Raw genomic sequence first — 14947 nt, forward strand, 5'->3', positions numbered from 1 at the left:
CGCCCGTCCCGGTCGCGCAAGAAGCGCCGCGACCAAGCGGCACGCCCGACAAGGGCGACGTACTTCGGCTGCGCGGCGCTCGGATGAGCGCTAGCCTGCCGCCGCGGCGGGCCCGTCGCACAGGCTGAGCCCCACTCCACGGAGAAGAACCGTGCATCGAGATCAAGACCAGCTGACGATCAGCGTCGGCGACCTAGACATTTCGGATGCTTTCGCCCGCCGATTCGCGACGTTGCTCGGTGAGGTAGTCGCGCAGAAGCTTCGCGAGCTGCCAGCCGGACAGCCGCGGGTCCTCCTCACGGTCGAGGAGGCCGGCAACCGGCTGGCGATCAGTCGCACCGTGATCTACGAGCTACTGCGATCAGGCCAGCTCGAGTCGGTGACCATCGGTCGCAACCGTCGCGTGCCGGCGGCCGCCGTCAACAACTTCGTGGCGCGGCTTCGCAGGGAGCAGCATGAACCGCCCCAGTAGATTGCTGACGGTCATGGAGGTGTGCGACGAGCTACGAGTGGCCCGAAGAACCTTCTACGAGTGGCGCATGAAGAGGCGTGGGCCGAAGTGCATCAAGCTTCCGAACGGGGAGCTCCGGATCCGACGCTCCGACCTCGATCGCTGGATCGACGAGCAGGAGGAAGACGTGAACTGGTGAGCACCGCCTTGCAAAAGCGCTGGTCAACACCATCTCCGCCGTTCGCTGCTGGTCAGCTTGACCCACTGCTTGCCTGGAGTGGCTCTTTTGGATCTCGCCGATAGTATTTCGCACCCATCGTGGCTCCCATTGATCAACTTATGGTCGGGTCAGGAGTCCAGTCTCATGCTGGGCCCTAACCCACGTGCGTCCGGCGAGGACATCGCTCTCGTTGTCGCCCGGAGGCAGAGTGTCTGGAGCGGCCCGCGACTCGAGTTTCGCGGTCGGCGGCAGCTGCCACGATTTGGCGGTTGCTGTGGCCGCGATGAGGAAGACTGGCCTGAGTGACCCCCTGGGAGTCTGAGTACACGTCTCTGCTCGGTGCCGTTGCGGCCCACTGGCTATCCGCGGGCCCGTTCATGTTCGATATCGGTCCGGGGTGGATCGGCCTCGTGCGCGAGTGCCACCAAGCGGTCGTCAGCGAGTTTCCGCACTACTCGTTGAGGGCCGTAGAGCAGAAGGAAGCGGAGCTGGCCTTCCACGCCTGGCCGCTCCCGTGGGGACCGCAGGACTGCGCAGGCTCCAGCAACCAGGCCTGGCACATCCAAGATCGCCAACTGCACAGGATCACGTATCGCTTTGCCGCCCGCAGTCAATCGGTCTGCGAGCGATGCGGACAGCCGGGCACGCCTCGGGAGACCCGGCCCAGCTGGGACATGGTGCTCTGCGATCGGTGCGAGCTGGCGGTCCCCGAGGACTTCATCGAGCGGGTCCGACAGCTCCAGGACTACATGCAGGCGTTCACCCTTTAGACGACTCTCTGGTCCGTGGTTCTAACGCTGTCCTGGGGAAACTCGGAACGTCTGGTCGCACGAGGAACCATGGGTACGAAACTGGGCGTCCGGCGTATGAGCGGGCTCAGTTCGTAGACCACATCGTGGACCAAGATCAATCTACGCCGGGTCCCGTGCCAGCACACGCGTCCAAGCTGCTCGTAGTTGTGATGCCGCACTCGGAGCCTCCGCTCCGGTCGGTGCCGGTAACGTTTCAGCGCGTGACGGCAGGGGGTACTGCGCAGGCCGAACTGACGGCGGTCGAGCGCGCGTTGGTTGAGCATGTTGAACGTGGCGACCTTCTCGACCTGGCCAGAGGTGGGCACGTCGACGAAGGTGCAATGCGGAGTTGGGGAGAGGAACAGACGATTCGCGCGTGGGTCGTGCGCAACATCGTGCGTGGCCAGCTCGCCCCGGCTGCAGACCCGCACGGGGTGCGTCTGCGCGGTGCCCGCATCGCCGGCCGAATGGATCTCGACAACATCACCAGCACCGTTGCTCTGACCCTAACCGACTGTCTGCTGAGCGAAGGGTGCTCCGCCAACGGCAGCCACCTGGCAGATGTGAACTTGTCCGGCTGTCGACTCGAACATCCCAATCTCGCGCCGCTCTCGGCCGATCGAGTGGTTATCAGCAGGCTCGTCCTTGATCAAGCAACGGTGGAAGCCGACAGCATGCAAGGCTGCGTCAATCTGCGGAGGGCTCAAATTGGTGACGTGCGCAGCGTTGGGACAACGCTGCACAACGACGCGGGCCCTGCTCTGAACGCGGAGGGGCTCCAGACCGAGGGCGCTATGTTTCTGACCGACGGGTTCTGCGCGACCGGCGCCGGACAAGTCGGGGCAGTACGCCTCGACGGTGCCCGCATCGGCGGTCATCTGTCCTGCCGCGGCGCGACGCTACACAACGACTCAGGCCCCGCGCTGAAGGGCGACGGACTCCAGACCGACGGAGGCATGTTCCTGGACGATGTCTGCGCGACCGGCGCCGGAGAAGCCGGGGCAGTACGCCTCGTCAGCGCCCACATCGAGGGCCAGCTGTCCTGCCGCAGCGCGACGCTACACAACAGCTCAGGCCCCGCTCTGAGCGCGGACGGGCTGCAAACCGGCTACAGCGTGACTCTATACGGCGGATTCTCAGCGACCGGCGCCGGAGAAGACGGGGCAGTACGCCTCACCGGTGCCCACATCGGCAGTCAGCTGTCCTTCGGCAGCGCGACGCTTCACAACGACTCAGGCCCCGCCCTGGACGCCGACGGGCTCCGGACCGACGGCGCCATGCTGCTGGACGATGGCCTTTCCGCGACCGGCGCCGGAGAATTCGGGGCAGTACGCCTCGTCAGCGCCCACATCGGCGGCCAGCTGTCCTGCCGCGGCGCGACGCTGCACAACGACTCAGGCCCCGCCCTGAACAGCGACGGGCTCCGGACCGACGGCGCCATGTTCCTGGGCGCCGGGTTCTGCGCAACCGGCGCCGGAGAAGACGGGGCAGTACGCCTCCGCGGCGCCCACATCGGCGGCCAATTGCTCTGCTGCGCCGCGACGCTACACAACGACTCAGGCCCCGCCCTGAGCGGCGACGGACTCCATACCGAGGGCGCCATGTTCCTGACCGATGGCCTTTCCGCGACCGGCGCCGGAGAAGACGGGGCAGTACGCCTCACCGGTGCCCACATCGGCGGCCAGCTGTCCTGCCGCAGCGCGACGCTGCACAACGACTCAGGCCCCGCCCTGAACATCGCCCGGGTCCAGACCGGCGGTGCTGTGTTCCTGGTCAAGGGCTTTTCGGCGACCGGCGCCGGCGCCGGCGTGGTACTGGATCTGACCGATCTTCGAGTCGCCGGCGCGTTGTTCTTCGATCCCACGGCGTTTGAGCACAACTGCAGAGCGGATCGTCGCCTGGCCGTTGACGGCTTGGTGTACTCCGGAGTGCCGCGAACCGCCTCGACCGACTGGTTGAGCCTGCTGGGCGAGGCTACCCCCGCGTACTCTGCCCAGCCCTATCAGCAGTTAGCCGCTGCACAGCGAGCTGCAGGACATGACCGAGAAGCACGGCGAGTGCTGATCCAGCAACGACGCGACCAAATTCGGCGAGGCGCGCTCACCGGCCGAGGAGAACGCGCCTGGGCACGTCTCACCGGACTCCTGCTCGGCTACGGCTACCAACCTTGGCGAATGCTCCTGGCCCTGTTCGCGACGCTCATATTCTCCGCCGTGATCACCACGGAGCTGGGGGCACACGGCGGATTAGCACAAATCCAAATGCCAACTAAACCAACACCAGTCGCTTGCACGCTCGTCGAACGTATCGGAGTCGGACTCGACCTTGGGACACCCTTGATCTCAACCGGAGCGCGCGCACGTTGTGACGCCACTAGTAGCGCCGTCGGCCAAACGCTCACGGGACTGGGATGGGGACTCCGACTGCTCGCTTGGGGCTTCGCCACCCTCTTCATCGCCGGCTTTACCAGCGCCGTCCGCAAGACGTGACCTAGATACGACCCTAGTGCGGCGGACTTGTCTGCAAAACCCACCACCGTAGCCAACGTCGCTCACCTTGCAAAAGCGCTGGTCAACGCCATCTCCGACGTCCGCTGCTGGTCAGGCTGACCCTGCCGTTGTCTCCGCTGCCTTGTGTGGATGGACCAGACGTCGCTTCGCAGTCATCATGACTGTCATTGATCACCTGAGTTGGCGAATGCAGCCGATGGTTGCGTCGGTGGCGACAACGTCTCTGCCCGAACCGTCGTCGTGGCCCGACAGCTCGCGTGACGAGGGAGTGCCATCAACCCGGATAGAGGTCGCCGTCACTCTGAGACGCTGGCACCCACACACGCGGTGCCAGACGAAGCTCGTGACCACAGTCGTCGCAGCGGCGAACTTCCAGCTCGGCACCGTCTCCATTCGCGACGAGCCGACCAGGAAGGAAGTCTCGCGTGCCATTCCTGCACGTTGCGCTTGGACATGGATAGCTGATCGTTTCGTAAAGTCGAGCCCCATACTCCCTGGACATTACGTCCTCCCCATCGTCGACTGCGACGATCCTACAAACGGCAGCACCGTCGCTCGCAACCTCAGGAACTCGCGACCTCCTTATCCGTAGTTCGGGCGCTGGCCTGGGGATACACGGAACGCCTGGTCACGGCAGGCAGCAGTTACGCCAAACTGGGCGTGTCCGGCACCGGTGGGCAGCAGTTCGTGGACCAGACTGTGGACCAAGATCACCACCGCGATCGCGGACGAGATCCGCAACTAACCCCTGGTGTCAGGCGATGTGCCCAGATGCACGACCCGCGGACGAGCGCCAGCCTCTCCGCCGCGGGATCCGTCGCGGCACGCTGAGCGCCACTTCACGCAGAAGACCGTGCATGGAGATCGAGACCAGCTGACGATCAGCGTCCGCAACCTAGACATTTCGGATGCTTCCGCTGACCGTAAGCGCGCCGCCGCCTCCCAGAGCGAGCCGTTCCGTCTCCAAGCGAGCTGGTCCACGCCATTGATCAGGCCGCTCCCTCAATGCCGTTGCCCAGCTGCCGCTCCAGCGCCTGCCGTACCAGGCCAAGTACGTACGGAATATCCTCGGTGGTCTTTAGCCCGACCTCGACGTCACCGTTGCCCCAGCGGCCGAGGTTGGTCACATCCCGGGCGAGGCCGCGTGGGTCCCACAGCTCCGGGAAGGGCATGTTCAGCGACAACCGCAAGCGGTTGGCTTGCGGCACGATGTCGACGACGTTGGTCTCCGCCTTATAGGCGATGTACAGCTTGCGGATCTCCTCGCCGACGTTGGCGTCGAGGGCCAGCAGCTGCGGCCGCAGCATGTCAAACAGCGCCCGCATCGGCCGGCCGGGCGCGAGCTGCGGGTGGTCATCCAGGCTGTAGCCTGAGGCGGTGGCCGTGGCTTGCGGCCGATAGGCGGCCAGCACGCTGACCTCCAGCATCGGCTGCCGCCAGACCTTCACCGCCAACTCGGCCAGCTGAACGGCGCGGGCGTCGATGGCCGCCTCGTCCCAGCGCGTGACGCTGCCCAACCCCTGGTTGAGCCGCAGCGGGCTGTGCTTGAAGCCGCCCGGCATATCGCGCTTCTCGGCAAACGGCCGGTCGCTGTACTCACTGTTGTAGCCGGTCAGCGTCAGGTTACCGACCGTGTGCAGCTTGGCGGCGTGTACCTGCTCCCAGTCCGGGCCGAGCTCCTGGCGCCAGGCATCGGGCAAGTTGGCGTTCTGCGGCATGATGTGCTCGACGGTGTACTCGTCGACGAATACCCGTTCCTTTCGGCCGTCGTTCTCCAGGCGGCGCAGCCAATAGCTGCGGCGCGGCTGGTTGTACAGGTCGCGCCCCATGAGCTCGCGCTGGAACTCTTCGTCGCTTGGGAAGCGGCGGTAGGACGGCAGCAGTAGCAAGCTGGCCTGCAGGCTCTCCAGGTAACGGTCCTTCTTGAGCGAGCGGCCAATGGTCGAGAAGGTCTTGTTCAGCGAGTTGGTCGGGATGGCGCAGATGGCCCGCCGAAAGACGTAGGACTCGATGAGCCGCAGCGCCCGTAGGAAGTCGTCACGGGCCAGCACCTCGGTGGCGTAGTCGTGGTACAGCTCCAGCAGCAGCGGGTAGGCCACATCGACCTTGAGGTCGCGCAGGTCTTGGAAGGCCTCGGCCAGCGCCTTGTCGGTCTCCCGGCCCAGGGCCATGGCGCAGTAGTAGCCGGCGTAGGCGCGCACGTCAGCCACCAGCGCGTCGACCCCGGCGGCGGCAACGTCCTCGCGGCGGTCGTAAGCCTTGAAGGCTTCGTAGACCGCCCGGACGTTGGGGATGTCGCCGGTCTTGACGGTCAGGTAGTGGCGCATGAAGGCGTCGAAGTAGGCGCCGTAGCCCTCCTGTCCAAAGCCGCGCTCCATCGGCCGCCAGTGCTGCTCGTACAGCTTGGCCTGGTGTGTTGGTTCCAGCCCCATGAGCACGTAGTTGCGGATGAGGTCGGCCTGGCTGAGCTCGCGGCCGGTGGAGTTCATGCTCTCGAAGATGAGCTGCGGGTTGTCCTGTTCGCGGTTGAGAGCCACGTCGACGACGACCAGCTTGCTGAGGCCGTGGCACAGCGGCGCCAGGTCGCCCTTCAGGCCCACCACCAGTCCCTCGAACAGCTCGAAGTTCTGGGCGATGCGTAGCGAGCCGTCCGACGGCAGCGGCCGCTGCTCGACGAGCGCCGTCAGGCTGTCGCGGTCGGTCTGCGTCAGCAGCAGCTTATAGGCCTTATCGCCGTCCTCCAGCGGGTTCAACAGGTAGTAGTTGCGTAGCTTCTTAGCTGAGAAGCCCTCAACCAGCTCGCCGTCGAGGTGGCGCGACAGCGCCTCCAGCAGCAGCGTCACCGACGTCAGGCGCTGCTGGCCGTCAATCACCAGCAGCGGCGACTGACTGGATACCTGGTACAGCCCCTGCTCGACATAGACCACCGAGCCAACGAAGTGGGCGCTGATGGCCTCGTCACGGCCAGCGCGCAACACATCGGCCCATAGTTGTCGGCACTCCTTGTCGGACCAGCTGTAGGTCCGCTGATAAATCGGGATAACGAACTGCGGCGACTTCTTGAGGAACTGTAAGAGGGAGGCTTCGGTGGCTTTCATAATTTCCTCAATTATATCAAGCTGGGGCTGACAAGCTCATTACAGTACTTGCCAGCCCAGTGATTGGAGAAGCGGTACGCAGTCGCGATCGCGAGCGCCTGACTCAGCACTGACTCCCGTATCCGCGAGACTGCAGATTGAACTGACTCTGCACATGCAGCTGCGGTGCCCGCCATATCGAGCAACTGGCCAACCCCGCTCCGTGGCCGCCAGCATCGTGAGCTTCGCGCTCGCGGTGCTGGCGGCCAGCGTCATGGCGCGACTGGCGGCCGACAACTTGCGCGTCGCCCTGGCGCCGCGCGCGAGCTGCTTGCCCGCCCAGCTGGCGGCTCGTCACGGAGCAGTGTCCGAAACGGCCTACGCGGTTTGGGTTCCACACGGATCGTGGCCGGTCGGACGCCGCCGTACCGCTCCACGCGGTCGACACGGCCGCGTGGGAACGGCTTGGCCGCTTCGTGCTCGGAGCGGGCCTCGACGATGTACCAGGTCGCCTCGTCTTGCCACGACAGACGATGCAAGGTCACCCGGAAGCGTCTGTAGAGGTACTGCACTCCCGGACGGTACCGGTCCACACCACTCCCCGCACCAGCTTGACCCTGCCCGGTGGAGACATCAGCGGTCGGCGGGAACGGCAACCTCGCCGTCCTGCTTGATCAAGGTCTCCAAATAGTTCGCGAGCTCACCTGGCCCACTGCCGACCAGCGCTTCCGCACCCGCAGCGCGGGCGCAATGCCGAACACCGCCTTGCAGAAGCGGTGGTGAACACCATCTCCGTCGTCCGATGCTGGTCAGGCTGAACCCAGGTCTGTCTGGAGTGGCTAAGTTGGATGCGTCAGATCGGATTTCGCACCCATCGTGGCACCCACTGATCAACAAGCTGGCTGAGCTGCAGACCAGTGGCGGGGCTGGGCCGGACGTTGGACAGCCCACCGGACCGGTCGTCCGCCTACTGAGCTCGAGGTCTGCAGAGGTCCGAAAGAACTAATCGTCAGCCCGGACAGGGTCTCCGGCGGACTTGGCAACCAGTTCGTGCCGGTCAACGCGAGCCCTCGCGCCTTGGCCTCGGCCACCATGGCCGCCGCGACCTGCCCCGGCGACAGCTGCGCCGGCTTTTCGTCACGCTTGGCCGCTAAATCTGCCACTTCGCGGTGCGCCCACGATGTCCGGTATGCGCACCTGCCAGTTTCACGCCGGTCGTGGTGCATCGTCTGGCTATTGGCAGCGACGTTGTGTGGCCTGTGCCGGGTGGTTCGCTCCGGTGGTTCAGCCCGCGGTCGATGCCCTGCAAGGGCGCTTGATCGCGGGCAGGCTGCTATCCGGGGCAGCCGGTGCGCGCGAGGACGCCGTGGCCCTTGACGAGAGTGGAGTGGCCGATGTCGCGGAGGTGGGCTTCAGGCTGCCGCACGAGGAGGACCCGTGGCCAGCAGACTCCTTCGACGACATCCTCCTGGCGCATGTGGGAAAGGAGGCGGCCCTCAGTGGGGCCGGACGGACAGTGGTGCCGCGATGTCGTCGGCGTCGCATGCGTCGGGCACGTTGTACTCGGCTTGGAGCTGACGGTAGCGATCGTGGAACGCGCTCGCTGGGCTGGCTTAGTGCGGCCCAGGCCGTGCGCACCGCCATCCTCCGCCGGCATAACCTGCCCGCCGATCAGGTCAGTCGTCGTCCTCGCCGAACCCGTACCGGATGTTTTCGTGCCCGCATGACGGGCACACGATGTAGGCATGCGAGTTGCTCCCATCTTCATAGGGCAGGTATGACGTGCCCCCAGACAGCGAGGACTGACAGATCTCGCAACTGCCAGCGCCGGCACTCCTGAGACTGTTCGGGTCGACGAGCTCCCCGTCCACCGTCTTGATCGGAATCCCGCAACTTTCGCACCAGTACGACCCCGCGCCAAGATCCTCGGGGTCCAACGTCGCACCGCATGAGGGACAGGGCGGCGCCGACCCACCACCCAGCCCGCCCAGCAACTTGCCGAGTAGTCCCATCGCCCCGTTCCTCTCTGCCTGCCAGTGCTTGCCAGCCGGGCGCATTCTCTCAGCACCGCCCCCCGACCCACTAGCGGCGCGCTGAGGCGGTCGGCGCCGGAACAGTGGAGCGGGGGCCCGAAATCCCCTAACAGCAGATGCGTACTCGGTTTGGGAGCCTCGGCTCACAAGTGGGTGGCCTATTCGCCATCTCGTCGACCTGGCGTAGCCCGATCACGTCGTGTCAAGGGGGCGCCTTCGTGCGGTCCGGAGCGTGCCGGCCAAACTGCCCCCTTGACACGGCGTGATAGCCCTCGGGGAGGTCGACGAGATGGCGACAGGTCACTCACGGACGCGACGTGTCTGCGCTTCTCGACCATCTCGGAGACCTGCCCGTCCGGCGAGGGCACGTTTTTTCTTGGGCTGCAGTCCTGGTGCAGCCCGCCGGCCGGTCGCGTGGGGTGCCGGAGGCGGGGCCCGGCGCGACCGGCCGATAGCGGCGCGGCCCCGCCGGGGCCGCCTTGGAGAGGTATGGAACTCTAAACACGAAGGGCTGGGCTTACCCCGAGATCGGCCCACTGCCGACCGGTCGCTTCCGCACCGGCAGCGCGAGCGTAATGTCGAACTCCGCCTTGCAAAAGCGCTGGTCAACACCATCCCCGGCGGACTCCGCTGGTCAGACTGACCCAGTGTGTGTCTGGGGTGGCTCGTCTGGATGCCGACGACGTGGTTTCGCACCGATCGTGCCCCCATTGATCAACTTATCGTCATGCCGGAAGTCGAGTCTCGTCCTGCGCCCTAACCCATTCGAGCCCAGGCGATGAGTATGAGGCGTCGGGCAGAGCCCGAACCGACGGCTCAAACTCGGGCAACGGTCCACGTATCGCTCATGCCTCGACGCTGGCACACTCAGCGGCCCTGCGGAGCGCCGTTCGCCGCGGGCCGACGCTGTCAAGGCCTCCGCTCCCATCTACGACCGCCCTTCGGGTTCGCTGTGGCTGCTGACTAGGGCGTGTCTTGTAAGTGGTTGAGCTGGACCCCTGATGGTTGTGACTGGTCGGTGGTCGTGGTGAGTTGACCGATCGAGCGTGGGTGGTGGTCGAGTCGCTGCTAACGTCGCAGCAGGGTGGCGGCGGGATTGCCGGGTCGTCAACGCCATTCGTGGAAGCTGCGCATTTGGTGCCACAGTCCATCGCTGACGGTCCCCCTGGAGGGCCCCAGTAACGCCCGGCCGCTCCGGCGCGATCGCTCGTTGACAAAGTCCAGTGGCAAGGAGGATGGATGGCAACGGCGGTGGAGCGGTACGAGGAGCTCGAGAACAGCTACCTCCCGGACGGCCTTGATGGGGAAGCCGTAATCCACGTCTACATCGCAGCCATCGATTTCCAGCTCCGGTTCGTGACCATGTGCGCCGCCGCCAAGATCCGGGAGCTCGACCCGGACCACGTGCGGCTCCACCGCTCCCCCGGGTTCGGCACCTTCCTCGCTTACCTCAGCGCCGCACTCGGCTTTCTCAGAGGCACCGCGCAGGCGAGCGCTGATCCGGTCGACGAGCTGATCGAGGCGGTCCTCGCGGAGATTGACCAGATAAGCGGCAAAGACCCCCAGTTCGGCACCCTCAAGAAGCTCCGGGACCACCTCTTCCACGGCAACCCGCTGCCCACCGGTGATGCGAGGCAGGCCACGACCGAACGGGTTCGCCGGACCATGCAGAACCTCTCGTCCCTGATCCGCGGGTATCTCGCCGGGGCGGAGCTGCGCACGGTCGCCGACGAAAGCGGAATGCACCAGCTTGAGCTGCGGTGGCCGAGAAGACACCTCGGGACATGGCCGTTCATCTGCCTCGACGAAGCCGGGCGGATGTGTGTGCTCACCAGCTTCACCGGAACGGCACCGGCTTATCTCCGCGCCGACCACAGTGAGGTCCGCGTCGAAACCTGCGGCGACGACCTCATGATCGCGCTTAACCGCTCCTTACGCGCGCAGAACGAGGACAGAACCTTCCGCGGGTTCGTGGACGATCTGCGGGCCGATCTCGACGGTTTCCGCGACCTCGACCACGCGCTGCACCCCTACGACAAGGACGCCGAGGTCACCGTCTACTGGCACCAGGCCCTCAGCACCGGCGCCGAACCGCGTACCGATCGCTTTCGGATCGGCGACAGCGACCAGCGTCTCTGGCGGGACGACCAGACCAGTACCTGGTTACCGTACCGAGACTTCCTGCGCCGCCTCGCCAACTGGCAAGTGGTGGCCAGCCGGGTCCGCCAGCACCTCGTGGCGGTGGAGCACGAGCTGGTCGCCGGCGAGCGCAAGGCACTCGGGTGGACGAGGACGACCGACGACCTCGTGACACCGCGGGTCAAGGTCACCTCGATGCAAGACGCGGAGACGGACGGGTCCGTCGAATACATGGACTTTACCGGCCTGCAGGACGAGATCGACGAGCGGCTAAGGATGCGTAGCACCCAGACCCGAGTCTACTTCGTACGCGGCGAGGCCGGCATCGGCAAAACCCGCGCGCTCGTCACCGCCGCGCTGGACCGCGCGAGAGCGATCGAGAGCGAGGACGAGAGCATAGCCTCGGACCGGCGGCTGCCGCTCTTCTATTTTGTCCGTTCCACAGGGGAGACCTCGGGAAGTCTCGACAACGCCATCGCGGCTGCCAGTGCCGCGACCCGCAACCTCGAACTCGAGACCGTCAAGACGCTGTGCCGGAACGGGCTGATTGCGCTCTTCATCGACGGCTTTGACGAGCTGCTCGGCGGCGTCGGCTACGAGAACGCACTCGGTTCTCTCAAGCCGTGGATCGACGCAATGGGCGGCCGCGGCGTCATCGTAGTGTCGGCCCGTTCGTCCTATTACCTGAACCAGTACCGGACGAGTCTGGTCAGGGAACAACGGCGGCAACAGGTCCTCGTGCAGCATCGGGTGGCGTCGCTGCAGCCGTGGCGCGAGACGGATCTTGACGGATTTCTACGCAGCCACGGCATCGACCCCGTCACCTTGGACGACCTCGAATCCGAGGATAGGCGGTTGCTGGGGCTTCCCTTTTTTGCCCGTGTCTATGTCGAAGCGGTTACGGCCGGGCGAGCGGGAGCCGCCACGCTCCCCGACATCGTCCTTGAGCAGTACCTGCAGCGGGAATCGATGAAACTCCTCATGGGAGGCGGCCAGGACAAACCGCTGCTCTCGCCCGCAGAGCTGCGCGGTACTTTCGAAGCGATCGCCGCGCTCATGGCGGAGCAGGGCGCCCGGGCGGTGGAACTCAAAGATCTGGAACTTGCCGTCCAGGCCGCGCTGTCCGAAGATGACCTCCAGGTCCGTCCGGGTCTGCTTCAGAGGTTGTCGGTCTTGTGCGGGCTTGCGGTCGACGAAGGCGCCTCGGCGAAACGACTGTTCACATTCCAGCATGAACTCTTCTACGATCTGTTTCTCGCCGACGCCCTCCTGTCAGAATTGCGAAGAGACAACCTGGACACCGTTGTCGCCATGCTGACCAAGACGCAGCTTCGTGTCGCAACGGCAGCACGCGTAGTCCGGTCGGAAGCGCGAGCGGTGGAAGAACTCCTCAGGCTGAACTCAACGCGCGCCGACGACCTCCCCGCCGGACGACAAGAGGCTTACCGCGCGAACCTCGGCTCCCTATGGGCGCTAATCGCCCGCCACGCAAAGACCCTCTGTGACATCGAACTCGAGGGCCTTACCTTCGCGGAGCTCGACCTCACGGGAACCGAGGTGGCGAACGTAACTTTCCGCGGGTGCACGTTCGGCAGGCTTGAGCTCCCGGCCGAAAGGGCCAAGAATCTGCAGTTCGAGCGAGGCACGATCGATGCCCTGTGGCTGCCCCCCGAAAGCCAGCACCTCCCGGGCATCGAACGCTTCGAAGGCACTGAGGTTAGCCAGCTGATCGCTCTGGGGTCGCTGTTCGAACGACCACAGGAGATCCAGCGGACGCTGCAGAAGCTCGGTCTCCCGGTCCCGGCCGTCCCCGAAGACGGTCACAACGAGGAGTTCGCCGACGCCGTCGAAGCCCTGCTGAACAACTTCAGGCAGCGCCCCGATTCGGTGGTGGTCTACCAGCGTGATCTGATGCCGGCGGACGACAACTCGAGGTGGCAGCTGGCCTTCGGGTCGGAGGTGTGGACCACTTTCATCAAGTTCCTGCGGGACTCTCAGTCGGCAAAGCTGGTCCCCATGTCGGCAGGCGGTGCAGCAGTGCAGCGCGTCCGGGTCCAGTTCATTGAGCAGCTGTACCACCGAGACATCGACGACAATCCACCCGTGGCCGACTTTTGGGACCGAGTCGCGTCTTGCGGTGTCAAACCGAGCTGAGGCCGCTGAATAACGGCTTGTTGTTGTCCCTCGGTGCAACCGCCGGCCAGTCGCGTGAGTGCCGGGATAGCGGTGCGGGCGCAATTTCGAACCCCGCCTTGCAAAAGCGGTGGCCCGCTACCTCTCGGCCGTCCAGCGCTGGTCAAGCTGACCTTGCTGTTGTATCCGCTGCCTCACGTGGATGGTCCAGACGTCGTCTCGCACCCATCGTGGCTCCCATTGATCAGGCAACGTGACGACCTCATAGCTTGACGAGATCGCGGATCTTCGGCGCCAGGGGACGTGTCAACTGCCCGAGTCTCGAATGAGCGCTAGCCACACCGCCGCGGCCGCGAAGTCTGCTCGACGTCGCGACCGTGCAGCGTCTTCTGGGGGGGCATCGGCGCACCAGGACTTGACGCTAAGTAGTGTGCTGATTTGTTTCTGGTTCCAAGTACTCGCCTTCGGGTCATCTACTTCACCCACTGGTACTCGCTATCGCAACCCGCCTACTTTCGATTGGCCACTCGATCAAGTAGACCGTTTACCTCGCCGAGTATACTCATTCCAGGATCGCGACTTTGCGTCGATTCTTCTTTTATCCTGTAGATTTGTTTTCCAAATTCCGACCGAAGTAAGTTTTGCTGATCTTTGTCTAGTGGTTCAATGTAGGCGTCGAGTGTTAGAAGCTTAACTTCGATCTCCTCGGCCCATCGCGACATCGTACGGTGGTGAGATGCTTCCCTGGCGAAGTATGCAGCCAGGAGAAGCAACGGGACGCCAATAGATAGTCGCTCGGCTAGCATCGCTGTCGACGCCTCACCTTTAGTGATAAGGTATCCAAAAATTGCAGCCAAAACCAAAAATACTACTGCGGTAATTCGAAGCTTTGTGGAGGATTCACGCTCCCGGTCGGCAATTTTTTTAAAGTGTAACGAGAGCGTATTTTCGGCGACTTGCCCAGCCGCTTGTCGAGATACCTCTAAGACTCGCCCAACCTGCTCGTTCGCACTTTCTGCCGAAGACCGGATCTGCTCGATCTCCAACAAGCTTGACCAACTCTTAACTGCGCCATCGAGGTCTGGAGTTATGATTCCAGCAGCTCTCTGCTTGTCTCGTAGATCCCTAAGTGTACTAATCAACTCCTTCTGCTGGACGCTCATTTCGTTAGCAGATCCCTGCATTAGATCAATAATTCTCTTATAGTCGGACATGTGGTTCTGCCTGTATGCCAGCGACTCTAGTGCCATGTTAGCGACATTAAGTGGATCCTGTAACCTAGAGATAGCTATTTGAAGGTTCTCGCTATCCTCCTGGCTGACTGGAAGATCGCGCAATATGGCGCTGACTTGCAGTAAGTCTGCCATCATTTCTGATACGGAACTAAGCGTCGAATCCAGTCTCTTTATGGCTCCTGGAACGTTGAATGATGAGTAACTGCTGTACTGATTCCGAACTTTGGCAGGTATGGCTTCGATTGTGGTTCGTAGACTTTCGACCTTGCTACTAATGGATCGAATCGCATCGTCGTGCTCGATCATTGGATCAGTCATGACCAGTCATTCTAATGTTATGGCTCAATAGCTAACGGAG

Annotated in this window: 7 protein-coding genes; 5 read left to right on the forward strand and 2 right to left on the reverse strand. The window is 64.0% G+C overall.

Annotated features, from left to right (window positions below):
- Window positions 1-151: 151 nt before the first annotated feature.
- The 4 genes from AB0H62_RS09565 to AB0H62_RS09580 all read left to right on the forward strand — a co-directional run bounded on the left by AB0H62_RS09565 (window position 152) and on the right by AB0H62_RS09580 (window position 3951).
- The gene (locus tag AB0H62_RS09565; protein ID WP_360585224.1) at window positions 152-472 is read left to right on the forward strand and encodes an excisionase family DNA-binding protein; all 321 of its coding nucleotides are present in this window, start codon (window positions 152-154) and stop codon (window positions 470-472) included.
- A gap of 13 nt (window positions 473-485) precedes the next feature.
- Window positions 486-650: a helix-turn-helix domain-containing protein gene (locus tag AB0H62_RS09570; RefSeq protein ID WP_360585407.1), complete on the forward strand. Its 165-nt coding sequence runs from the start codon at window positions 486-488 to the stop codon at window positions 648-650.
- Between the two features lie 323 nt (window positions 651-973).
- Window positions 974-1441, forward strand: coding sequence for a hypothetical protein (locus tag AB0H62_RS09575; protein WP_360585226.1), 468 nt, complete (start codon window positions 974-976; stop codon window positions 1439-1441).
- 242 nt (window positions 1442-1683) lie between these two features.
- Window positions 1684-3951, forward strand: a complete 2268-nt coding sequence (locus AB0H62_RS09580; RefSeq protein WP_360585228.1) for a hypothetical protein — start codon at window positions 1684-1686, stop codon at window positions 3949-3951.
- Between the two features lie 1010 nt (window positions 3952-4961).
- On the opposite strand, the gene AB0H62_RS09585 is transcribed toward AB0H62_RS09580, so the two are convergent.
- Window positions 4962-7070 (reverse strand): DUF262 and DUF1524 domain-containing protein, encoded by a 2109-nt coding sequence (locus tag AB0H62_RS09585; protein ID WP_360585230.1) that lies wholly within the window; start codon window positions 7068-7070, stop codon window positions 4962-4964.
- Between the two features lie 3251 nt (window positions 7071-10321).
- Between AB0H62_RS09585 and AB0H62_RS09590 the strand changes: the two genes are divergently transcribed.
- Window positions 10322-13375, forward strand: a complete 3054-nt coding sequence (locus AB0H62_RS09590; protein WP_360585232.1) for a hypothetical protein — start codon at window positions 10322-10324, stop codon at window positions 13373-13375.
- Window positions 13376-13863: 488 nt separating this feature from the next.
- Here the strand turns inward: AB0H62_RS09590 and AB0H62_RS09595 are convergent, their stop codons facing one another.
- Window positions 13864-14907: a hypothetical protein gene (locus tag AB0H62_RS09595; protein ID WP_360585234.1), complete on the reverse strand. Its 1044-nt coding sequence runs from the start codon at window positions 14905-14907 to the stop codon at window positions 13864-13866.
- Window positions 14908-14947: the final 40 nt, after the last annotated feature.

Source organism: Amycolatopsis sp. NPDC050768 (assembly GCF_040654155.1).
Lineage (GTDB): Bacteria > Actinomycetota > Actinomycetes > Mycobacteriales > Pseudonocardiaceae > Amycolatopsis.